Genomic DNA, 21,788 nt, shown 5'->3' on the forward strand with positions numbered 1-21,788 from the left:
CCGGCGCCGCCTCGACGTCTTGTGGGCCCTCATACGCGACCAGCGGACCTTCACCGTCGAGCCACCTCAACCTGGCCCCGCAGCGGCATAACGCGGTCACCGTCCGCTACCGCAGCCCTTGACAAACCTGATTGGGAATCACTGATTGGCGGGCCTTGGGCTTCTTCCCGCCGTTGTGAAGGTTGACGCTGATCCCGCACCCGGCAGCGTTCAGGAACTCCTTCTCGATCCGGGCGTGTTCGCTCTCGTGCAGCGTGGTGTGTCCGGCGGCGTGGGCCTTCTCGACGGTCTGTCGGCCTCGCGCAGGATCCGCTGGGCGGCCGTCGCCCAGGCCGCGTGCTCTTGGTCGGGTGCGTTGCCGATGACGCCCTGCGGGTCCCGCAGCAGATGCGCGCAGCACAGCCGCACTCCGGCCAGGCGGGTGCCCGCTGCTCCGTACCGGGTCAGGCCGGTGGCCCGGACGGTGTAGGCGTAGCCGCGCTCACCTGCCAGGCTAATCGGGGACTCGTCCGCACCCAGCACCTCCGAGCGGCGCAGGGCCTGCTTCAGCTCCGCCTCGAACCGGCCGAGCGAAGCGTCCAGCCGCGACAAGCATCGGCCGACGAACCCGGTGGAGACCTCCATATCCAGGAGCCCGGCAATGAGGGTGACGGTGGACTTGGTGCCGATCTGCCCCTCCGCGGCCAGCAGTGTCGCGACGGCCCGCAGGTTCGGCCCGTAGCAGGTCGGACCACTGATCCCCGGTGGCGCGTCCGCGCAGGTCACCGCCCCCGCATCGGCAGCGGCGCCGGACCAGGCGCGTCTCGGTGACTTCCCGCTCGATCAGCGGGACGTCGAAGACCTGGACCGCCCGGAAACCCTTCTGCGCCGCACCGGACAACGGGCTGTCGCAGTCGGCGCATCCGGCCGGCTCGACCCGTTCCACACGGTCAGGCTCCACGATGGCTCCAGGCAACGGCCCGCCCGCCCCGGCTGTCCACCCGGATTACGGTCCTTCGACCGCTCACGCTGCGACCGCGTCGCCTTCTTCTCCGGCCCGTCCGACGACGACGGCCTGCTGCTGTCGGTGGAGTCCTTCCCCAGCCGACGCTTCAACTCGGCGTTCTCGGGCCTTGCCGCAGCTCGGCACCACCCGTGAATGGACACCGCACTTCAACTACTCGAATCACCCGAGCCTCCAAACTTCTGATCCTGCCAGTTCTTCACCGTCATAACGCCGTTCGTTGTAGCTGAGCATGTCAATGAGGCCCCGGGCGGTGAGCCGTTGCTGGTTTTCGGTCAAGCTACGGGCCTGCGGGATCGGCACTCCTCCAGGGTTGACCCATGTCAGCCAGCCGCGGCCGTCAATCTGAGCCCGGCAGCGGTTCGCGTTGTCTTGATGCAGGCAGAACGGAACGTCGAGATTTCCGAGCTCGAATGCGCGTATGAGCGCTGATCCCACGTCGCTTCCCAGGGTTAGCGTGTGAGTGATGATTGCCTGAGCCTCTTCATAGATCCCAGAATCTGGAATTCCGGCCGGTTCGACCACCGTGTCTCGCTCGGCTACCGACGCCGCGAATTCCAGGGCGTAAACATTCTCCGTAATCGATGGGATTCTGCTGGCTTCCGCCGCAGTCTTAACGATCAGTCGCTCGGTCCCGGAATGGGCAGCAAGCATCGCGCTCTCCTCAAGCAGCCTGTATGCCCCCAGTCGACTGCGTGGATAAACACCCATGTAGGTGTACAAGACAGAATGCCAGTTAGTATCTCCGAGCCAGTCGTTCGCCAGTGCGCGCAGGGCAGAAATTGCCTCGATATCCTGCTGCGGATGAGTTTGCTGAGCGTAGCTGACGGAAATATCATGCAGTCCGTGTTCGCGGAAGAACAAGCCTTCCAAGATACTCAGGGCGATAAGCAGGCTCGGCGGGCACAATTGCCCCAGCATGCATCCGCCGAAGCTCTCTAGATGCACCGGTTCACTGATTCTCGCGAGCATCTCACAGCATTCCGCCCATGCGGCGACGGCTTGCGACAGAGGGACGCGACTATAGGGCAGACAGTAGGAGACAGGGCCGCCTTCGGTGGCGTCGATGCCGGCCGCCATCAGTCCCGCAAACAACTCGCCAGGCAATGCTGATCCATGCCTTACCTGCACCGGAAAGTCGTCTGCCGCGATTCCGGCAAGCATCTGGCGAGTCACCGCCGCGCCGTGGGCCACCAGCGGGTATCCATTGAGGTCCTCACCCTTCTCCAGAGCGAGAAGTGCTGAGGCATGGTCGTTCACCCGAGTATAACTGTCAACAGTGATGGTACCTACAGTGGCTGCACTGACTTTGCTGACCGCATCAAGTCCCGCGCGCATCTGATCGACCGTGCCGAACCCCATGCGCGGCTGGACAACCAGTTTCCCTTCATTCGAAGCCTGCCGAATAAACCGGGTGAAGCGTCCGGGGCTGGGAGGAGTTGCCATCAGATACTCCGGGTTTTCGAGGACGGAATTTGCTTCGGTGCCGACGACACCAGTCCGAGATAATCGAGGAATTGGTCAAATTCGGCGTCCGCTTCGAATACCGCATCGAAGCCATTCGCGACCAGTTCCGCTCCGAATCCTCCATGCCGGGAACCGTGAACGCCCAACTTGCCGCCGATAACAACTTTCATAGGGGCAAGCTCCGGATTCTGGCGAATCTTCCTGATCAGTCGCAGGCCATCGATATGACCGTGCCCGTTTACCGTGCTAATGACCAAGGCGTCTGGCTGGACTCTGATACATTCAGATATGATGAGCTCGTCCGGAGTGCACGCGCCCAGATTCACCACCTGCCCGTCATGTTCCTCGAGCAGCAGCTGAAGAAACACGAGGTTCCACATATGAGCATCCGATGACACGCTGGTCACAACGAATTTACCTCCGCTTCTATGGGAAATAGAATTCACGGGCGGTTCATCTCGCTTCCTTGTGACGTGAAAATTCGAGCTGACGCAGAAGCAGTCTGTGTTCTGTGATCTGGTCATGCCGACGGCGCTTATCGGAGCAGCTAATTGTCACACTTTATCGGACCGCGCTTGCCAGCCTCTTGCAGCGGCCTTAGCTGATTCCTTGGGGTGGTGTGACGAGGCGAAGCTCCTGGTCGTTGCGGTGGTGTTCTCTACGCACCACCGCAACGACCAGGAGCCTCGCTCGGTCCCGTACAAGGAGACTTCGTCATCGTCGACGGCACGCTCCTCCCCACCGGCCGCATCGCCGCGGACCAGCCGTACCACTCCCAGAAACACAAGCAGCACGGCATGAACGTCCAGGTCGTCGCACGCCCGGACGGCACCCCGCTGTGGTTCTCACCCGCATTGCCGGGCCGCACCCACGACCTCACCGCGGCCCGCGCACACGGCATCGTCCAAGCCTGCCTCACCAGACAGATCCCCGTCCTCGCCGACCGCGCCCACCAGGGCGCCGGCGCCACCTTCCGCACCCCCTACCACCACCGGCTCCTACGCCGAGCCCGCTGCTGCTCGGCGGCTCCAGCCCTTTCTGGCTGGCACACAGCTCGGTGTCGGCATCGCCGCCGAGCGCGGACACCGCTGCACAGGCGTAGAGCGCAATGGCCCGGTCATGGGGCGTCGCGGCGCGCTCGGTCGGCAACAGCAGTTCGTCGCGCTGCCGGGCGGCACGGGTCTGCTCGCCGATCAACCAGAGGGCGAGCGCACGGCAGATCCGGATCGGCAGGCGCCGACGGCAGGTCGGCACCTGCTGCCGACCCCCGCCGGGAAGGGCGTCATTGTGCTCAATTGCGGCGTCGAACTCAGCAAGCGCTTGCCCGAACCGGCCGCGTACGTGCGTGATCGCGCCGCTGGTGAGCTGATGTGCCGCCTTCGCCAGCGGATCGCGGTGCGCCTCGGCGACTCCGCGCAGGTTCTCCACGTGGGGGCGGCACTTGTCGTAGCGCCCGCTGACCAGTTGTATGTAACGCCACGTCCTCTGCAATGACGCGGCGTCCCGTGCCGAGGCTGTCGCTCCCGACGCGCACCGTACCCAGCATGATGGTCAGGTGCCGGTACAACGGCATCGCGGTTCGGTGTGCGCGGGAGAGTTGAGCCGGTGCGTAAGCAATCGCAGTCCACGGCGAATCACTGCTCGGCCGTGTCGTAGGCGTGTCGCCGGATGGCCTGCTGCCCGCCCGCAGCGTATGCGCCGACGCCTCCTGGTCGAACACCGCTTCGGCCTGCCACAGGTGACAGGCGATCCGGTCGAAACAGTCGCAGCCCACGACCACTGGACGAGACTGAGACACGGCGACTTCGACCGGCCACTGCGGACTCGATGCCACGTCGGCACGGCAACGAAATCGTTCGACTGGCCGCTCAAACGGATTGAGTACGGAGGCCCTAAAAGTTCGGGCCAACCGCACCCATCCGATCCAGCCCGTATTGCTTGGCCGCTGCCAGGAACGCGTTGTTGTCCTCTGCGGTCCCTATCGTCACTCGGACGCCTTCATCCGGGTAAGGCCGCACGTTGACCCCGACCGACGCGCACGTGACGGCGAACTCCTGTGTACGACTACCAAGCGGCAGCCAGATGAAGTTCGCCTCCGATGGCGGAACGTCGAATCCCAGGGCGAGCATTGCGGCGCGGACCCGGTCACGTTCGGCAACCGTATGCTGGACGCGGCTGAGGAGCTCTGTCTCCGCCGCCAGCGACGCGATGGCAGCGGCCTGGGCAACGTCGCTGACGCTCAACGGCATGATCATACGCTGGATCCGGGAGACGAGGCAGGGATCCGCGAGCATGTAACCGACCCGCAGGCCGGCGAGGCCGTAGGCCTTGGAGAAGGTCCGGGCGACGATCAGGTTCGGCCACGACCTGAGCAGGCGGACGCCCAGGCCGGGATCCCGCGCATACTCGCAATAGGCCTCGTCAAGCACCACTAGGCACGTCCGCGGGACCGAGTCGAGGAACCGCAGGAGGTCGTCCTCGCTCGACGCCGTGCCGGTCGGGTTATTGGGGTTGCAGACCAGCACCAGACGCGTCCGCTCATCGACCGCTGCGGCCAAAGCGTCGAGGTCATGTTTGCCCGCAGCCAGTGGCACTCGCACAGAGCGGAACCCGGCGAGATCCGCGAGCACTGAATAGCCATCAAACGACGGCCACGAGTAGACAGCGGCGGCCCCCGGCTCGGTGGTCACTGCGAGCAGCGCCTGAATGAGCGTGATTGACCCGGCACCTACCGCGATATGATCCGGGGAGACGTCGAAATGCCGGGCGAGTTCGGCTAGCAGCGCTCCGCATGCCGGGTCCGGGTACCGGTTGGCCTCGGCCGCAGCGCGGGTGATCGCGTTTACTACGGACTCGGGTGGCTGGAACGGAGTTTCGTTGCGGGAAAGCAGATAGGCGCGGCCGTCCGCGGCGCGGGCAAGACCGCTGGGACAGTCAGGGCGGAAGCTGTCCGGGACGCCGAGCAATCGGGCGAGTCCGGCATCCTCGCTGACTTCGGCATGGTCCACCGCCTGGGAACCGGTTTCTCCTGGGAAACTTGGGAGGCCGGCGGTCCGCTTCTCGATGAACTCAGCAATGTCTGCCAGTGTCTTGAGACTGAACAGTTCTTCGTCAGCGATTTTGATGCCAAGGCGCTGGCTGAGCGCCAAGGACAGTTCAAAGGTGGCGAGTGAGTCCAGGCCCGCATCTTCGCGGCTTACGTCCGGGGACACCTGGTCGGCTTCCAATTGCAGATCGTCAATCATGATCGTCTTCAGCAGTTCGTACATGGGTCCTCCGGTGTCCGATAGCTGGGCTGTTATGCGCTGGTCACAGAGATGCGGCTGATGCCCTCGAAGACACCCGTCACATCCGTGCCGGCCGTCGGGACGTCTTCCAGCGGTCGGGTACCGGATTGGTCCGGCGTTCCCAGACAACGTTGTTGTCCCACCACTGTTCGACCTGCCGCAGTTCCGCCTCGGTGTCCCGCTCGGTGAGCCGGAAGACCATCTCTGCGATATGGGGGCCGAGTCCGGTGGTGCCGTCGTAAGAGCGTCCGACGTCGCCGCAGGATCGGTAACTCACCACCCGCGGTAGCGAGCATGAGCCGGGCAGCGCGCGCAGGATTCCCCTGGCCGGTGGGAACCAGGCGAAGCCGAGTCGTTCGCCGCTCGGGCGAATATCGACCTGATCGCCGCGTCCGGCTTGGCCGAGCAGACTTGCGCCGTGGAAATTGACCCCCAGCACGGCTTCATGTACATCGGTGACGAGTGCCGCGCCCGCCCGGCAGGCGATCTCGCAGACGACCAGGCGATCGTCGGCGGTATGGAACAGTTCGAGATGGAAAGCGCACAGGTCCGGTACTGCGGGCAGCGCAGCCACGACCCGCTGCGCAGCACGCCGCAACTTCTCGGACAGTGGGTGCTCGTCGGGCAGCATCCCCGTCATGGCCGGGGCGTCGAACGCGACCGAGAACCAGTCGGAGTAGAGGTTGCGGGAAGGCACCCCCAACACCACCTCACCGCCCTTCATGAGGCCGTTGACATGGTAGAAGTCGCCCTCGATCCAGGCTTCGGCCAATCGGGAGGATCCGGTGGGAAGAGCCGGGAGGCTGCACAGGGCTTGTTCGTCCATCAGGACCAGGGTGCCGTTCGACGCGCCGGAGTCGAGTTCTTTGACCACGACCGGGTAGCCGACCTGTCGCGTGAAATCGGCAAGCTCGTCGTTGGTCTGGATCTTGCGCATGGGTGCGACGTCGATCCCTGCTGCCGCCAAAGTCGACTTCATGACGTGCTTGTCCCGATACGCCGTGGCCGAAGCGAGGCTCTGTCCAGGCAGGCCGAGTGCGGCCCGGATTCGCGCCGCAAGCAGCACCTCACGTTCACCGAGCGACAGAATCCGGCGCACGCCGAACCGTCGGGCGAGTTCGACAAACGCGTCGTCCGATACCTCTGCGAGGCTGGTCACCACCTCCAGGTGCCGGAACCGCCGTGCGTATTCGGCATCGTCGGCAGGAGGGATGTCCGCTCTGGTGGTCACCACAACCAGCTCTCGCGCGGCGTCCGGGAACCACTCGTGCAGGCGCGAGACGATGTGCTTGGTGTTCAGCAGGAGAAACGGACCCTGTTCGGCCGCCATTTTCACCCTTCGGTCAGTCGTTGTTTCCACGGTCTTCCCCGGTGCCGTTGAAGTAGGACAGGATCAGCACACCCCGTTCCAGGCCACGCCCACTGGCCATTGGCGCGGTGTTGTGCCCCAAAAGAAACGACGCCGAGTACACGACGCACGTCCCGCCGTTTGTGCGGCTTGCCGGTGCTGAGCTCTTCGAAGTCGCCGTCGATGTTCGTAGGTCCCGCAGGTCCGATGCTTGCGGTGCTCGGTGAAGCCGGCCGCTTCGCGCGGCTACCGGTCGAAGCGCGCCGACACGACCTCCGAGACGAGTTCCTGCCAGGACGGAGCCAACTGCTCGCCGGGCGGTCGCAGTCCTGTCGACTCCCGTCCCAGAACTTTCACGCATGGACGCGGTGGTGCCGCCGTGCAGTGCCGATCGAACCGTCGGCGCGCACATGGCGGTCGGGCTCCGGACGGGTGTCGTGCAGTTCCCGGAGCTGATCGGCCCTGTCAACTCCGGGAAGGGCCGGTCCAAAACGGTCAGGAGGGCATCGGTGTTGATCACGCGGCTGCTTTCCGCTCGATTCGCAGGCCGACTGGGACACCTCCAGTGTCATCGGCACGGTTGCCGTCCAATGGCCCAGGAGCTTGCGAAGATCTTGCCGTCCACGAACCGGTCGACGCGATTCCCAGAAGGGGTCAGCCGGATTTGGTCCAGCGGCTAACCCTGGATGTTGGACACAGGGTTATGCGACTTCGGGACGTAGCCGATGTTGAGTCGAGACTGTCCTCGTAGACGGTCGGGGGACCGTTGCCCGAAGCAGGAATGAAGGCGTCGGGTGTTGTAGCGGTGGAGCCGGCCGAACGCCGCCGGAGCAGCTTCCCTTGCGGTGGCCCAGCTTCCGGCACCCGGCAGGGTCTCGCGTTCGCGAGAAGCGTTCAGGCTCTCCGCCGTTCGGTCGTTGCCTGGTTGGCGTAGTGCTTCTCCTCGAAATGTCCGCGCTGCCATCCGCCGACAAGACAACGATGCAGCGCCCGTTGTGCCCTGGCCGCAGTGACCGAAGCGGTGCATACCGCCGAGAACCTCTCCCCCGGCGAACGCGCGGGGCTGACCGCAACAATTCAGCACGACTTGCGCCACGTCGCCATGAACCACCGCGCCCTCGGCCTGAGCCTCCTTGGCGCCACCGACGAGGCGCTTCGGGTGTGCGAGATCCTGATCCCGCTTACCAGTCACGACGGCACGCCCGTGGACCGGGCGAGCGCCCACTGCTTCCACGCGCTGGTGGCCGCGCTGGCCGGCGATCCCCAGACGGCCGCGGCGTCCAGCAGCCAGGGCCTCGACATCGCCGACGCCCACGCACTGACGCACTGACGCACTGACCCACCGACGCACTGGTCCCCTATGCTCCGGGTGTGCCGGAGCTGGGCGCAGCAGCAGTTGGCGGCACCCGGCGCGCTCGCCGGCCTCGAATCTGCGGTGGCCGAGCTGCGCGAACGCCGTGTGCCAATCCGTCTGCCGCTGCATCTCGGGCTGCTGGCCCTGTACTGCGCCGGGCGGAACAGGAGATCAGATCCCGCGGAGAACTGGCGTACGCCAGCCCCACGCTGTCGTTCAATCGGCTGCCACAGCCGCACCGGCCCTACGAGGGCTGCTGCAGCCGCGCCGGCGCTATGTGTCCGTGCCGAAGTAACGGTCCCCGAAGTCCCCTACGCCGGGCAGCATCCACGCGTTCTCGTTCAGCCTCTCCTCGATGGCGGAGGTCACGATCCTGACCTGCGGATGCTGCTCGCACACGGCGGCGATGCCCTCCGGGACGGTGATGAAGTTGACGAAGACGATGTTCTCCTCGGGCACGCCGAGGTCCCTCAGCACCCGGAGCGCCGACAGCGCGGTCCCGCCGGTCGCCATGACCGGGTCGAGCAGCAGGACGTGCCGCTCGGCGATGTCGGCGGGCAGGGCGGTGTAGTACAGGCGGGCCTCTTTGGTCGTCTCGTCCCGCTGGATGAGGATCTTCCCGATCCGGATCCCTGGGCAGACGGCCCGCAGTTCGCCCTCCATGCTCTCCCCGGCGCGCACCACGGTCACCCCGCACAGCCCGGAGGCGAAGCGCAGCCCCTGGTAGGCCGCGCCGGTCGGGGTGCGGACCTCGTGCGGCTCGAAGGGCAGCAGATCCATTCCGGCCTCGATCAGCATGCGGATGATCCGGCGCGAGTAGTGGACGAAGTCCTCCCGGCGGGCGTCCCGGTCGCGGATCACGGTGTGCAGGGCGCGCAGTTGGTCGGTCTGGGGCAGCAGACGGACGCTGGTGCCGAGGTACTTCTCGATCGAGGGGGTGGTCGGCGCGGTCATGGAGTATGTCTCCTCAGGCTCTCGGAACGAACTTCACGGGAAGCGAGTCGAACCCCCACAGCAGGTTCGAGCGCAGGCGGCGGACCTGGCCGGTGAGTTCGGCGACCTCGACCCGCCCCAGGAGTTCCTCGAACATCACCGTGAGTTCCAGCTTGGCGAGCGAGGAGCCGATGCAGTAGTGGTTGCCCTGGATGAAGCCCAGGTGGCGGTTGGGGTCCCGCTCGATGTCGAAGCGTTCCGGATCGTCGAACACCGTCTCGTCGCGGTTGGCCGAGGGCAGCCACGCGGCGACGTGGTCGCCGGCGCTGATGCGCGCTCCGCCGAACTCGACGTCCTCGGTCGCGGTGCGCAGCGCGTGCATGACGGGCGAGGTGTAGCGCACGATCTCCTGGATCGCCGAGGGCATGAGGCCGGGGTTGTCCCGCAGTGCGTGCCACTGGTCCGGGTTGTCGATGAGGGCGAGCAGTCCGCCCACGGTGGCGTGCCGGGTCGTCTCGTTGCCGCCGGAGACGAGGGCGTCGCAGTTGTAGAAGATCTCCTCGTCGGTCAGCGGGGCACCGTCGATCTCGCCGCACACCAGGGCGCTCATGAGGTCGTCCTTCGGCGCCCGCCTGCGTTCGGCGGCCAAGTCCTGGAAGTAGAGCAGGATTTCGGTGTGGGCCTGTACCTTCCGCGCCTCTTCCGCCTCGTCGAGCGCGGTGGAGCTCCAGGCGAAGCGGGTGCGCTCGACCATGAAGTCCCAGTCGGCCGGCGCGACACCCAGCATGTCGCAGATGACCGAGACCGGCAGTTTCTGCGCGACCCGCGTGAACTCGCACTCACCCGCGGCCAGCGCCTCGTCGATGGCCTTGGCGGCCGTCGCCCGCATGTTGGTCTCCAGCCGGCTCACCATTTTCGGCGTGAACGCTGAGCTGACGACCTTCCGGATCTTGTCGTGCCGGGGCGGGTCGGTGATGTTGAGCATCTTGCCGGCCGCGGCGGCGAGGACCTGCGGGTCGGAGTCCAGCCGCATCCCGTTCTCGGAGCTGAACAGGCGGGGGTTGGTCAGCATGTCCGTGCACAGGCCGTGGGTCATCACCGCCCAGAAGCGCTCCCCGTTCGCCCGCTGGTTGCGGTACACGGGGTGTTCGGCGCGCAACTGCGACCAGACCGGTACCGGATCGGAGTTCCGGTAGAAAAGCGGGTCCGAAAGGTCAACGTTCATCAGCTCTCCCCGGTGTCGATGATGCTTGCAGGACTCGGCGCCGCCGCGTGCGCCGCCCGGTCGAGCGGGCTGAGTACCTCGCGCACGGCTCGCAGGACCTCATCCGGGTGCTCTCCCAGGTAGAAGTGGCCTCCGGGGAACGTGCGGAGCGCGAAGCGGCCCCGGGTCGCGCCGGCCCAGGCACCCGCGTCGTCGGCGCCCACCGCCTCGTCCTGGCGGCCCACGAACGCGGTGACGTCGGTCCGCAGGACCGGGCCGCCGGTGCGCGGGACGTAGGACTGGACGATCCGGTAGTCGTCGCGGACCGCCGGCAGGAAGGCTGAGCGCATGTCCGGGTCGTCCAGTAGCCCCGCGTTGCCGGAGCCCAAGTCCTTGAGCAGGGCCACGAGCCGGTCGTCGTCCAGGAGATGGGCCCCTTCCTGGCCGGCGAAGGGGCGCACCCGGTGGGGGGCGCCGCATCCCGAGACCATGAGGTGGCGCACGGCGTGGTCCCGGCCGTCGGCCGTCAGGCGGCGGACGACCTCATAGCCGACGACCGCGCCCATGCTGTGCCCGAAGAAGACGGCGGGCCGGTCGAGGAACCCGCTCAGCTCCTCGGTGACCTGGTCCGCCAGAGTGTGCAGGTCGGGCGCGAACGGCTCCCGGATCCTGTTCTCCCGGCCCGGATACTGGACCGCCCACACCTCCGCCCCGGCGGTGTTCCGGCCACCCCAGTCCCGGAAGTAGCTGGCCGCGCCCCCGGCGTGCGGAAAGCACACGAGCCGAGTCGGGACCGACGGCGCCGGCGGCCCGAAGGCGCGGATCCACGGGCTGTCCGGCCGCCGTCCCGGCCTCGTGGCAGCGGTCTGTCGCCGCACCACTGCCGGTCAGCTCCGCCCGGCGCGGTCCGCCGCGCCGTCGCCCGTCACGCGGGTGACGGCCTCGGCGAGCCCGGCGATGGTCGGGGACTCGAACAGCACGCGGGCCGTCATGCCGGTGTCGAACCGGGCGCGGATCCGGGAGATCAGGCTCGCGGCGAGCAGGGAGTGACCGCCCACCTGGAAGAAGTCGGCGTCGACGCTGATGTTCTGCTGGCCGAGTATTTCCTCCCAGATGGCCGCCAGGGCCGCTTCCACGGGGGTGCGTGGCGCGATGTGGGCGGCCTCGCCGTCGTCGTCCGGTTCCAGGGCGAGCAGGGCGGTCCGGTCGGTCTTCCCGTTGGGTGTCATGGGGAACGCGTCCAGGACATGGACGGCCGCCGGGATCATGTACCACGGCAGCTGCCTTCTCAGATGGGCGATCAGCTCGGCCGCCGGCGGTGCGGCCCGCCCGTCGGCGACCACGAAGCACACCAGGGTGCTGTCCGGGCCGTCGCCCTTCACCAGGGCGATGCACGCCCGGACGTCCTGGTGCTCGCCGAGCACGGCCTCGATCTCGCCGAGTTCGATGCGGTAGCCGCGCAGCTTCACCTGGTGATCCCGGCGGCCGATGAACTCGATGCAGCCGTCGGCTTCCGCGCGCACCAGGTCCCCGGTGCGGTACAGGCGGCTGCCGGGTACGCCGGAGAAGGGGTCGGGCAGGAACCGCTCGGCGGTCGTCTCCGGCGCGTTCAGATAGCCGACGGCCACTCCCGCTCCGCCGATGTACAGCTCGCCGGGCGTTCCCCCCGGGACCGGCCGCATGGCGTCGTCGAGGACGTACGTCCGGACGTTCTCGATGGGGCGGCCGATCGGGACGGACGCGTACTCGCCGGCCTCCCAGTCGGCTCCTGGCTCGTGGACCGTCGAGGTGATGGTCCCCTCGGTCGGGCCGTAGACATTGAACCAGCGGATGTCCTCACCGACCCGTTTCTTCCAGGTCAGCAGCGCCTGCCGCGATGCCTTCTCGCCGGCCACGATCATCGTGCGCAGCGAGGACTCCGTGGCCAGCCGGAGCAGACAGTCCTCCTCCGCCACCCAGCTGTGCCAGAAAGCCGTCGGCACGCTCAGGAAGGTCGTCTTGGTGTCGATCACCTGCTGGGTCAGGGCCCGGAACGTCTGGCGCAGAGGATCGCTGCCGAGGACCAGGGCCGCGCCGTGCAGGAGCGGAGGGAAGATCTCCTCGGCGGCGGCGTCGAAGCTCAGTGGCCTGCACTGCAGTACGCGGTCGCCGGGGGCGAAGGTGAAGTGCCGGTTCACCGCGGAGCTGTGGTTCGTCAGCGAACGGTGCGTCACCAGGACGCCCTTGGGCCGGCCCGTGGATCCGGAGGTGTGGATGACGTAGGCGACGTCCGACGGAAGCGGGGCGGGGCTGTCCGTCGCCGACGCGGTGGGCAGTGCGTCGATGTCCCGCCGGTGCCGGTCGAGGCAGACGATCTCACCGTCGTAGTCGGGAAAGAGCGGCCGGAGCGGCTCCTGGGTCAGGAGCAGCCGTGCTCCCGTGTCGGCCAGGACATACCGCAGCCGCCCGACCGGGTACTCCGGGTCGAGGGGCACGTAGGCCGCACCGGTCTTCAGGACACCGAGCAGGGCAGTGATCATCTGCGGTGACCGCTCGACGCACAGCCCCACGAACGCGCCGGGCCCGATGCCGCGTTGCCGCAGAAACGCGGCCAACCTGTTGGACGCATCGTCGAGTTGACGGAACGTCAGCTGCTGGTCCCGCCAAATCAGGGCCGGTGCCCGCGGGGTGCGCGCGGCCTGGGCGGCGAACAGGTCGTGCAGGCAGGCGCCCGCGGCCTTCCCGTCGTCCGGCGACCTGGCGGGCCGGATGTCCGTCCAGTGGGCGCCGACGTACTCCAGGCACTCCCGGCGGCTCTCCGCCCGGTGCGCGACGCGCCAGCCCGGTGGTACGTCGAGACCGCCGGCCCACAGAGCGTGCCGGCCCTCGCTGTTCACCAGGACCAGAGAGGCACCGTTGACGTCATGAATCGGGTTGACCACGGCTCGCAGTCCCCTTCGGATGTTGAATGTGCGGCGTACGGACTGGCGTTGTGCTGGGGGGAAAGCCCCCACGAAGAAGGCGGCAGGCGCTGCTCCCAGGGCGATGCCCGCACAGCATGGCGCCGCGTCCCTGCAAGGGCCTCGACGCCTCGCTTGCCCCGCTCGCGGCCACTGCCCGCCGTGCGCTTGCCGACGCTTGCAGCGGCGGCCCAGGCGTTACGGCGAGCCGGCCGCGGGAGTCCCTCCCGCATACTCTTCGGGGCAGGGGCAGGGGCAGGGGCAGGGGCAGGAGCCGGAGTCCTGGACGGGGTCCTGGAGCAGGCCCAAGCGGAGGTGAATGCCGCGCGGGAGCGAGTCGAGCGGGCCCGGGTGGGGCGTGAGGAGTTCGTGTCGGTGCCGGCCGAGGAGGGCACGGTGGATACGCCGGCTTCCGTGCTGGCCGGTGGTGAGGCGGCTGCCGCTGTGGGATAGAGCGCCTCCGGTGCGGGCTATGGCGAGCGGCCGCCGGTGTGGCGGTCGGGCATGGGCAAGGAGGTGCAGTTGACGCGGGCGGTGGACCGGGAGGCGGAGATCAAGAACGAGGTGGAGAAGATCCGTCACCGTGCCTACGCGCTCGAGAAGCGGGGCCGGCTGGTGCGGGCGAAGAACGGATGGTTCACGCCCGCACCTGAAGCAGCCGGCCGGGACACTTCTCCGGCCAGTGCGGAGTGTCCTCGACCAGCTGGCAAGACAGCCTGATCACGGCGGCCCTCCACACCATCTGCCGGTGGTGATCGGTACGGCGATCGTGGTCTCGGTTGAGACGGCGTGAGCGGGAGAGCCGGCTCAGCGTGCGTTCCACAACCCACCTGCGGGCCAGTACGACAAATCCGCGCCGTCCGTCGGCGGTGTCGAGCCGATCTGCAGGACACTCACCGGGCACGACTGCAAGACCGCCCCTTCCACGTACTACGCCTACAAGAGACGCCTCGAAACTCCGTCCGCCCGTTCCGTGCGCGACGAGGAACTCAAAGAGGGGGTCCAGGAGTTCCAGACGTCCAACCACCGTGTCTACGGGGCACGGAAGATCTGGCGCGAGCTGAACCGGCAGGGACATGCCGTGGCCCGCCGCACCGTCGAGCGCCTCATGCGCGAACTCGGCATCAGCGGCGCCGTCCGCGGCAAGAAGGTGATCACCACGCTCCCCGGCGGACAGGCCGAACGGGCTCCCGACCGCCTGGAGCGCGACTTCGTCGTGGCCACCTTCTCCCGCCGGCTCGTCGGCTGGTCCGCGGCCACCGTGAAGGCGGCGGTCTTCGTCCTGGACGACGCTGTGGAGATGGCGATCCGGCAGCGCGACCGCGACCAACTCCCTGTTCAGCCAGGCGAGTTGATCCGTCATTCGGATGCGGGGTCGCAATACACGAGTTTCCGGCACGCCGAGCATCTGGACGCCGCCGACATCGCCGCGACCCTGAGATCTCTATCGAACCCAGGGCGGTTCACAATCCCCCTCGCTTGAGTCGCGGCAAGGTTCCCAGCGGCGACTGGTCAGCGCGACGACAAGCCGTCGGCAAGGTCCCGGGCACAAGCTGGTCGTCGTTCGGAACCGGCCGTGTACCGCGCTGACCACGCATCCACCGTGGGACGCGACACCCCTACAAGAGGTGTCCGACCGGCCCGTGGAATCACTACATCTGTCCTCCTCACCAATCGGCGGACCTGGATCTGGGAGGACGAGACCTCCGGAACCGCGTTTTGCAACTGGCCCTAGGACGGATCACGCTGCACCTTGGCGGAAAGGCGACCGTAAAATGCAAGCAACTGGACGGCTGTCCGTATCGGTACTTGGCGCCGGACTCATCGGTATGGACCTGGCGACCAAGATCATGCGTTCAGACTGTCTCGACCTGCGGCTCGTCGCGGGCCGGCATGATGCCGCAGAGCTCCGGCGGGCGGCCCGGCGCGGCCTGCCGGTCGCGACCGGGGGCATCCAGTCCCTCGTCGACGCCGAGGAGGATTTCGATGTGGTGTTCGATGCCACCAACGCGTCCTTCCATGCCGAGCACGCGGAGAAGCTCTCGGCGTCCGGCGCGATGCTCATCGACCTGACGCCCAGCAGAGTCGGGCAGATGATCGTCCCGACCGTCAACAGGGCGGACATCGGCTCCCACCGCGACATCAGCATGGTGACCTGTGGTGGGCAGGCGTGCGTACCGATCCTGCACGCGATATCAAGGGTGCACGAGATCGACTACATCGAGGTCGTGACCACGGCCGCCACCCTGAGCGTGGGCCGCGCGTCGCGCCTGAACCTCGATGAGTACGTAGAAACCACGCAGGATGCGATCCGCTCGTTCACCGGCGTCGAAGACGTCAAGGCGCTCGTCAATATCAGCCCAGCACGGCCTGCAGCCACCTTCCGGGTCGCCATGTACCTGCTGGGAAGGGATCTCACCACTGACTCGGTGCGCTCGCTGGTGACAGGAGCCGCGGATGAAATCCGCTCGTTCGTCAGGGGCTTCGACGTCAACGTGTGCACCGTCAATGATTCCATGGCCTTTGTCTCCGTGGAGGTCACGTCATCCAGCGATCGCTTACCTCAGTATGCCGGGAATCTCGACATCATCAATTCCGCCGCGATTCAGGCCGCCGAGTGTTATGCGGCGGACCGGCTCTCGCTGGCAGGTAGGGAGACGTCATGAGTCAGGCAGCGGTTCGGGACGCCGTCCCGGGCAGGCAGATCCAGATCCACGACCCGACTCTGCGCGACGGCCAGCATGCCGTCCGGCATAACCTCGGCCCAGAGCAGTTGCGTGCATACCTGAGGGCCGCCGACGCCGCGTCCATTCCGGTCGTCGAGGTCGGCCACGGCAACGGCCTGGCTGCCTCCTCCCTTCAGGTCGGCCGGGCTCGGCTGAGCGATGACGAGATGCTGTCGATCGCCAGGGAAACCCTGACGAACAGCAAGCTGGGTGTTCTCATGTTTCCGGGATGGGCCACGACCCAGGACATCAAGAACGCCATCGCGTACGAGGTCGACTTAGTACGCATTGCAACTCATTGCACTGAGGCCAACGTCGCCGAGCGGCACCTCGGCTTCCTACGCGATGAGGGCGTGGAGGCGCACGGCATACTCCTGATGACTCACATGGCGAGCCCGGATCAGCTCGCCGAGGAGTGTGCGCGCCTGGTCGGGTTCGGTGCAAGCGGCGTGGGCATTCTCGATTCTTCGGGGCATTTCCTTCCCGTGGACGTCACGGAGCGCATCCGGGCCATCCGTGCCGCCGTCGATGTGCCGGTAATGTTCCACGGGCACAACAACCTCGGTATGGCCGTGGCGAACTCGATCGCGGCCGCCGAAGCGGGAGCTGACATCCTCGACGCGTGCGCTCGGGGCTTCGGCGCCGGCGCCGGCAACACCCAGCTTGAGGTCCTGGTGCCCGTGCTCGAACGACTGGGGTTCCGGACGGGCATCGACCTGTATCGGCTCCTGGACGCTTCGGACATTGCCAGGCGAGAGCTGATGTCCGCACCGCCCACAATCGACTCCATCTCCATTGTCAGCGGGCTGGCCGGCGTATTCTCCGGATTCAAGAAACCGGTGCTCGACATCTCCGAGCGCGAGGGAGTCGACCCGCGCGATGTCTTCTTCGAACTCGGCAGGCGTCAAGCGGTCGCGGGCCAAGAGGATCTCATCGTGGAGGTGGCGCTGGCCCTGCGCGCCGCCCGGAACGGGGGAAGCCATGACGGCCAGTGAGATCGGGACGGGAGACCCCGCGGTCATCTGCCGCACCGGGTACCGGTTGCCAGACCGGGCCGTCACTGATATCGAGCCAGGCCGGGCCATATCCGACCTCGCGGCCGCGGCGGATGCTGTCGTGCTCGAGTCCGCGGGCGGCACATCAATACGGGCGGCATGCTGATTGTGAACGAAAATTCCAGGTACTTCATACCGGCCCCCAGCGTGGGAAGTGTCCTCGGGGACGCCGAGTTGGCAGTGCTGAGCAGGCTTATCCGGTCCGGCGAGAGCCTCTCGCAAGGACGGTGGAGGGACAAGTTCGAGCAGGCGATGCGCGAGCACATTGGCAGCCGGTATGCGATGACTGTCACAAGTGGAACAGTTGCAGTCATGCTCGCGGTGCACCTGCTGGACCTCGCGCCCGGTGACGAAGTCATCGTGACTCCGCAGACTTTCAAGGCTACCGCTGACCCATTGCTGGCCCACGATGTGACCGTTCGTTTTTGCGACGTGGAGCCAGACACTCTGAACGTGGATGTCGCCTCGTTCGAGTCGCTGATCACCCCGAGAACCAGGGCCCTGATCCTCGTCCACTATGGAGGCCGGCCGGCTCGGATGGACGAGATCATGCGTGTGGCCCGCCGGCACGGCGTCCGTGTGATCGAGGACTGTGCTCACGCGCTGGGCGCCCTTTACCGTGGCCGGCGGCCTGGCGTGCTTGGCGACATCGGGTGTTTCAGCTTCCACTCCAGCAAGAACATCACGACGCTCGGCGAGGGCGGGATGGTCACCTTCGACGACCCGGAGTGGGCTGAGCGCATCGACCGCATCCGCTCCAATGCCGCCGACGGAGTGTTCGTCCCTTCACCATTGCTGGCCGGGCCGTACAAACGCTCGGAACCATGGATGATGTGGGCGGGGGATTCATACGAGAAACAGTGCCTCAGCGTCCGTCATCCCGGTAGTAATGCCACTCTCAGCGAGGCTGGGGCGGCCGTCGGACTCACCCAGTTGCAGCGTCTCAAGGAGCTGACCGAGCGGCGGCGGTGGATCGCTGGACGCCTCACCCAGACGCTGGCGGAATTCCCGTACGTGCGGCTGGCTGAAGTACCCGAGGACATCTACCATCCCTACCACTTGTTTACCTTCTTCATCCAGCAAGGCCAAGGGAAGAGCCGCGACGAGGTCATCCGCGCTCTCGAAGATGCTGGAGTTCAAGTACAGGTGCGCTACTTCCCCCTCCATCTTCGTCCTGAGTGGCGAGGACGAGGTCATCGTCTGGGTGAGTGTCCGGTTACCGAAAGGATCTGGTTTCACGAGCAGGTCAATCTGCCGTGCTACCCATCGATGATCGACGGCCAGGTTGAGCATCTGGTGCTGGCTTTGAAGTCCGCGCTCGCCGGACGGCGAGGCATCGGCGATGGCGGAGCGTCGAGTTACGAGGAGGCTCGGGCATGACGGAGTCCTATGATGTGGTGGTCGTGGGAGGCGGGCCCATCGGCCTGGCTACCGCCTGGCAGGTAGCTGAACGCGGCCATCGGGTCTTGGTCTTGGAGCGGCACACGTTCTTCAACGAAATGGTGGGAACAAGCGGCGCCGAACGTCACTGGCGACTGCAATACACCCAGGAGGACCTGTTCCGCTTGACATTGGAGACCCTTCCGATGTGGCGCGCGTTGGAGAGCCGTTGCGAGCGTCGCCTCATCCACGAGATCGGCAGCCTTTGGTTCGGGGACACCGACGTAGTTACGAACGAGGGCCAGATATCGGGGACCGCGGCGATGATGGACAAGCTCTCGGTGCGCTACGAATGGCTCAACGTCACCGATATTGAGCGGCGATTCGGATTCCGCGGCCTTCCCAAAAACTATGAGGGGTTCCTCCAGCCTGACGGCGGCACGATCGACGTCAGGGGTACGTTGTCGGCTCTATTCACTCTCGCGCAGGCGGCAAATTGCTCCTTGCATGCCGCTGAGACGGTGACGGCACTTCTGCCGGACGCAAGTGGCGTGACCATTACCACCGATCGGGGCACCTACCGTGCCGGCAAAGTCGTGCTGGCCTGCGGTCCCTACACCAACGACCTGCTGGAGCCGCTGGGGGCGCGACTGGCGTACTCGGTGTACGAGATGGCAATTGCGACCTACAGGCAGGCCGATCCGGTAGCTGAGGCGCCGTTCTGGTTCGCCTTCCAGCAGCCAACGCAGGAAGACACCAACCTGTTCTACGGATTCGGTCACAACCCATGGGCTCCCGGGGAGTTTGTGCGCTGCGGGCCGATCTTCGAAGTGGATCCACTTGGCCACCCATCGACGGCCACAGGCGTTGCCGACCGGCGCCAGATGGAACGGCTGTCAGGATGGCTGCGGGACCATTTGCCCAGTGTCGATCCCGAACCAGCACGGACCTCAACCTGCCTGGCCGTGCTGCCCACGGATCCCGAACGGCAATTCTTCCTCGGCACCGCGCAGGACCTGATGACGCACGGAGACAAACTCGTTGTTTACGGGGCAGGCTGGGCGTTCAAGTTTGTACCGCTTTTTGGTCGGATCTGCGCCGACCTGGCTGTGGAGGATGCCATCAAATACGACATCTCACGGCTCGCCCTGCAATCGACTGTCTGAGCCAGTCCGCAGGGTGAACGTGACACCAGTAATCATCTTGGCACTCCTTGGCGTTCCTACGCTCAGTAGTCGCGAGAAAGGCATGTGCAGTGACGGTCCTGGAAGAACTGACGTCAATCGTCATCATTCTTGGCGTGGAACCGGAGGCCCAGGCAGGTGACGGGGCGTGAATTCATTCCGCCCCGAGGATCTCGATCTTCCGCGAATCCCGCCAGATCGCGCGCGGGAGTATCGCCACCGTCGGTGGTGGCTTCCTGAGCGGGTTGACCGCCTGGTGCTGCGACATGTGGCCGACCACCCTGAAAAAGAGGCCGTCTCCGGCCCCAGCGGCCGTCTGACCAGGCGCGAGCTGGCGCACGCGGTCGCCGGCGCCGCCGCCAAGCTGTCCGCCCTCGGGATCTCGCGGGGGGATCGCGTGCTGGTCCAACTCCCGAACGACCTGGAGTTGGTCATACTGCCGCTGGCGCTGATGAGGTTGGGTGCGCACCCGGTCATGGCGGTGCCCTCGTTGCGTCGCCGCGAGCTGCTGTCCGTAGTAGCGGCCACCCGGCCTACGGCCGTGGCCGTACCGCGCCGCTGGCAGCGTTTCGATCATGCCGCACTGGCGAGGGAACTACAGCAGAACTGTCCGAGCATCCGGCACATCCTGGTCGCCGATCGCACGCCGGACGTCGGTCTCGCAGGTCCTGGTACCACAGACCTGGTCGAGATGTGCCGACCGGATCCCGAAGCCAGGCACATGCCCGATCTGGGACCGCCGCTGGACGATGAGCCTGCCGTCTTCCTTGTGTCCAGCGGGACCACCGGTCCTCCGAAGGCAATCGCGCGCGCCCACGAAGGCTACGGCTACATGATTCGGACGGCCGCGCAGTGGGCCGCGCTGTCACCGGACACGGTCTACCTCGCCGTCATGTCGGGGGCTCATGGATTCGTCCTGAACTGCCCTGGGATATTTGGCGCCCTGGCCTTCGGCGGCCGGGTAGTTCTGGGCTCGCCGGGAGATCCCGCTGCGACACTCGATCTCATCGACCACGAGCGGGTGACGCATACGACGTTGGTGCCCGCACTGGTCACCCAGTGGCTGAACGAGGTCCGTCAAAGGGGCCACGGGCCGGGGTCGCTGCGCGTGCTGCAGGTCGGTGGCGCCCGTTTGGAGCCTGCCCCTGCGACCGAGGCCCAGATGCTGCTCGGCTGCACGGTGCAGCAGTGCTACGGCATGAGCGAAGGGCTGCTGACCTACACCGCTCTGGATGATTCCGGTGACGTCATTGCCCACACTCAGGGGCGGCCGGCCTCACCTGGCGACGAGATCCGCATTGTGGATGAGGACGGCAAAGAAGTGGCTCAGGGTGAGGCGGGAGAACTGCTGACCAGGGGCCCGTACACGGTTGCCGGATATTACGCGGCACCGGAGGCTAACGCGCGCGCCTTCACTGACAACGGCTTTTACCGTACCGGCGACTTGGTGCGGATTCACCCGTCAGGTGGCCTAGTAGTGGAAGGTCGGATCGGCGATGTCATCAACCGCGGAGGAGAGAAAATATCAGCCGGTGAAATCGAATCATTGCTCAGTGAACATCCGTTGTTGCAAGCAGTCGCAGCGGTCGCGATGCCGCACGCGGTTTGGGGGCAGACAGTGTGCGTTTTTGCCGTCCCCTTCGACCCCGAGACACAGCCGACACTGCTCGAACTCCGCCGTTTCCTCACCGAACGCGGAGTTGCCACGTTCAAACTGCCCGAGGAACTGAGGATCGTCGGCGCTCTCCCGATGGTCGGTGTCGGCAAGATCAACCGGGTCGCCCTTCGTGCGGCGGCAGCGGAACGGCAGGCCCAAGCGTGACGGGCGCTGCAGGTGTGAGCTGATGGGAACAACAGCCGGATATATCAGGATAAGTAGGAGTGCCGAAATGGCGCCGACCGATTTGA

Annotated in this window: 19 protein-coding genes and 2 pseudogenes; 10 read left to right on the plus strand and 11 right to left on the minus strand. The window is 66.3% G+C overall.

Annotation, left to right across the window (positions count from 1 at the left end; genetic code table 11):
• Nucleotides 1–210 precede the first annotated feature (210 nt).
• The 3 genes from ABZ624_RS17075 to ABZ624_RS17085 are packed head-to-tail and all read right to left on the minus strand — an operon-like array spanning nucleotide 211 to nucleotide 2,449.
• Nucleotides 211–765 carry a hypothetical protein gene (locus ABZ624_RS17075; RefSeq protein WP_360088625.1) on the minus strand — a complete coding sequence of 185 codons (555 nt, stop codon included), beginning with the start codon at nucleotides 763–765 and terminating at the stop codon, nucleotides 211–213.
• Between the two features lie 57 nt (nucleotides 766–822).
• Entirely contained in the window at nucleotides 823–1,146 is a 324-nt protein-coding gene (locus ABZ624_RS17080; protein WP_360088628.1) for a DUF6444 domain-containing protein, read from the minus strand.
• A gap of 19 nt (nucleotides 1,147–1,165) precedes the next feature.
• Nucleotides 1,166–2,449, minus strand: coding sequence for a methylaspartate mutase (locus ABZ624_RS17085; RefSeq protein WP_360088631.1), 1,284 nt, complete (start codon nucleotides 2,447–2,449; stop codon nucleotides 1,166–1,168).
• Between the two features lie 71 nt (nucleotides 2,450–2,520).
• On the opposite strand from ABZ624_RS17085, the gene ABZ624_RS17090 reads away from it, so the two are divergent.
• On the plus strand, nucleotides 2,521–2,865 hold the full coding sequence (locus ABZ624_RS17090) for a hypothetical protein (protein WP_360088634.1): 345 nt from the start codon (nucleotides 2,521–2,523) through the stop codon (nucleotides 2,863–2,865).
• A gap of 306 nt (nucleotides 2,866–3,171) precedes the next feature.
• Nucleotides 3,172–3,456: pseudogene (locus ABZ624_RS17095) on the plus strand (transposase family protein); the annotation flags it as partial.
• Here ABZ624_RS17095 and ABZ624_RS17100 read toward each other — a convergent pair.
• From ABZ624_RS17100 to ABZ624_RS17110, 3 genes are all read right to left on the minus strand, one after another.
• Nucleotides 3,386–3,898 carry a hypothetical protein gene (locus ABZ624_RS17100; RefSeq protein WP_360088637.1) on the minus strand — a complete coding sequence of 171 codons (513 nt, stop codon included), beginning with the start codon at nucleotides 3,896–3,898 and terminating at the stop codon, nucleotides 3,386–3,388. The pseudogene ABZ624_RS17095 and the gene ABZ624_RS17100 overlap by 71 nt on opposite strands.
• A 464-nt stretch (nucleotides 3,899–4,362) precedes the next feature.
• Nucleotides 4,363–5,739 (minus strand): histidinol-phosphate transaminase, encoded by a 1,377-nt coding sequence (locus ABZ624_RS17105; RefSeq protein WP_360088640.1) that lies wholly within the window; start codon nucleotides 5,737–5,739, stop codon nucleotides 4,363–4,365.
• 76 nt (nucleotides 5,740–5,815) lie between these two features.
• Nucleotides 5,816–7,117: a hypothetical protein gene (locus ABZ624_RS17110; protein ID WP_360088643.1), complete on the minus strand. Its 1,302-nt coding sequence runs from the start codon at nucleotides 7,115–7,117 to the stop codon at nucleotides 5,816–5,818.
• Between the two features lie 997 nt (nucleotides 7,118–8,114).
• Between ABZ624_RS17110 and ABZ624_RS17115 the strand changes: the two genes are divergently transcribed.
• A complete protein-coding gene (locus tag ABZ624_RS17115; RefSeq protein ID WP_360088646.1) occupies nucleotides 8,115–8,435 on the plus strand; it encodes a hypothetical protein in 321 nt (106 codons plus the stop codon).
• A 297-nt stretch (nucleotides 8,436–8,732) separates the two neighbouring features.
• Here the strand turns inward: ABZ624_RS17115 and upp are convergent, their stop codons facing one another.
• The 4 genes from upp to ABZ624_RS17135 all read right to left on the minus strand — a co-directional run bounded on the left by upp (nucleotide 8,733) and on the right by ABZ624_RS17135 (nucleotide 13,517).
• The gene (upp, locus tag ABZ624_RS17120) at nucleotides 8,733–9,413 is read right to left on the minus strand and encodes a uracil phosphoribosyltransferase (protein WP_360088649.1); all 681 of its coding nucleotides are present in this window, start codon (nucleotides 9,411–9,413) and stop codon (nucleotides 8,733–8,735) included.
• 13 nt (nucleotides 9,414–9,426) lie between these two features.
• Nucleotides 9,427–10,617: a cytochrome P450 gene (locus ABZ624_RS17125; RefSeq protein WP_360088652.1), complete on the minus strand. Its 1,191-nt coding sequence runs from the start codon at nucleotides 10,615–10,617 to the stop codon at nucleotides 9,427–9,429.
• Entirely contained in the window at nucleotides 10,617–11,375 is a 759-nt protein-coding gene (locus tag ABZ624_RS17130; protein WP_360088655.1) for an alpha/beta fold hydrolase, read from the minus strand. The genes ABZ624_RS17125 and ABZ624_RS17130 overlap by 1 nt, the downstream gene beginning before the upstream one ends.
• A gap of 108 nt (nucleotides 11,376–11,483) precedes the next feature.
• On the minus strand, nucleotides 11,484–13,517 hold the full coding sequence (locus tag ABZ624_RS17135; RefSeq protein ID WP_360088658.1) for an amino acid adenylation domain-containing protein: 2,034 nt from the start codon (nucleotides 13,515–13,517) through the stop codon (nucleotides 11,484–11,486).
• Between the two features lie 522 nt (nucleotides 13,518–14,039).
• On the opposite strand from ABZ624_RS17135, the gene ABZ624_RS17140 reads away from it, so the two are divergent.
• Nucleotides 14,040–14,255, plus strand: coding sequence for a hypothetical protein (locus ABZ624_RS17140; protein ID WP_360089418.1), 216 nt, complete (start codon nucleotides 14,040–14,042; stop codon nucleotides 14,253–14,255).
• A gap of 43 nt (nucleotides 14,256–14,298) precedes the next feature.
• Here ABZ624_RS17140 and ABZ624_RS17145 read toward each other — a convergent pair.
• Nucleotides 14,299–14,391 (minus strand): annotated as a pseudogene (locus tag ABZ624_RS17145) (IS5/IS1182 family transposase); the annotation flags it as partial.
• Between the two features lie 117 nt (nucleotides 14,392–14,508).
• Here ABZ624_RS17145 and ABZ624_RS17150 point away from each other — a divergent pair.
• From ABZ624_RS17150 to ABZ624_RS17175, 6 genes are all read left to right on the plus strand, one after another.
• Nucleotides 14,509–15,018 (plus strand): IS3 family transposase, encoded by a 510-nt coding sequence (locus ABZ624_RS17150; RefSeq protein WP_360088661.1) that lies wholly within the window; start codon nucleotides 14,509–14,511, stop codon nucleotides 15,016–15,018.
• Between the two features lie 292 nt (nucleotides 15,019–15,310).
• Nucleotides 15,311–16,201, plus strand: a complete 891-nt coding sequence (locus tag ABZ624_RS17155) for an acetaldehyde dehydrogenase (acetylating) (protein ID WP_360088664.1) — start codon at nucleotides 15,311–15,313, stop codon at nucleotides 16,199–16,201.
• On the plus strand, nucleotides 16,198–17,256 hold the full coding sequence (dmpG, locus tag ABZ624_RS17160) for a 4-hydroxy-2-oxovalerate aldolase (protein ID WP_360088667.1): 1,059 nt from the start codon (nucleotides 16,198–16,200) through the stop codon (nucleotides 17,254–17,256). The genes ABZ624_RS17155 and dmpG overlap by 4 nt, the downstream gene beginning before the upstream one ends.
• Before the next feature lie 159 nt (nucleotides 17,257–17,415).
• Nucleotides 17,416–18,696 carry a DegT/DnrJ/EryC1/StrS family aminotransferase gene (locus ABZ624_RS17165; RefSeq protein WP_360088670.1) on the plus strand — a complete coding sequence of 427 codons (1,281 nt, stop codon included), beginning with the start codon at nucleotides 17,416–17,418 and terminating at the stop codon, nucleotides 18,694–18,696.
• Entirely contained in the window at nucleotides 18,693–19,862 is a 1,170-nt protein-coding gene (locus tag ABZ624_RS17170) for an FAD-dependent oxidoreductase (protein WP_360088673.1), read from the plus strand. The genes ABZ624_RS17165 and ABZ624_RS17170 overlap by 4 nt, the downstream gene beginning before the upstream one ends.
• A 166-nt stretch (nucleotides 19,863–20,028) precedes the next feature.
• Complete coding sequence (locus ABZ624_RS17175) at nucleotides 20,029–21,702, plus strand: AMP-binding protein (protein ID WP_360088676.1); 1,674 nt, start codon at nucleotides 20,029–20,031, stop codon at nucleotides 21,700–21,702.
• Nucleotides 21,703–21,788 lie beyond the last annotated feature (86 nt).

The organism is Streptomyces sp. NPDC007205, from assembly GCF_040634095.1.
Taxonomy (GTDB): domain Bacteria; phylum Actinomycetota; class Actinomycetes; order Streptomycetales; family Streptomycetaceae; genus Streptomyces.

What these genes read in the sequence shown, in the direction of transcription:
- ABZ624_RS17140 (WP_360089418.1), top strand. Translation starts at nt 14,040, where the DNA reads ATGGGCAAGGAGGTGCAGTTGACGCGGGCGGTGGACCGGGAGGCGGAG.
- upp (WP_360088649.1), bottom strand. Translation starts at nt 9,413, where the DNA reads ATGACCGCGCCGACCACCCCCTCGATCGAGAAGTACCTCGGCACCAGC.
- dmpG (WP_360088667.1), top strand. Translation starts at nt 16,198, where the DNA reads ATGAGTCAGGCAGCGGTTCGGGACGCCGTCCCGGGCAGGCAGATCCAG.
- ABZ624_RS17105 (WP_360088640.1), bottom strand. Translation starts at nt 5,739, where the DNA reads ATGTACGAACTGCTGAAGACGATCATGATTGACGATCTGCAATTGGAA.
- ABZ624_RS17085 (WP_360088631.1), bottom strand. Translation starts at nt 2,449, where the DNA reads ATGGCAACTCCTCCCAGCCCCGGACGCTTCACCCGGTTTATTCGGCAG.
- ABZ624_RS17155 (WP_360088664.1), top strand. Translation starts at nt 15,311, where the DNA reads ATGCAAGCAACTGGACGGCTGTCCGTATCGGTACTTGGCGCCGGACTC.
- ABZ624_RS17125 (WP_360088652.1), bottom strand. Translation starts at nt 10,617, where the DNA reads ATGAACGTTGACCTTTCGGACCCGCTTTTCTACCGGAACTCCGATCCG.
- ABZ624_RS17165 (WP_360088670.1), top strand. Translation starts at nt 17,416, where the DNA reads ATGCTGATTGTGAACGAAAATTCCAGGTACTTCATACCGGCCCCCAGC.
- ABZ624_RS17170 (WP_360088673.1), top strand. Translation starts at nt 18,693, where the DNA reads ATGACGGAGTCCTATGATGTGGTGGTCGTGGGAGGCGGGCCCATCGGC.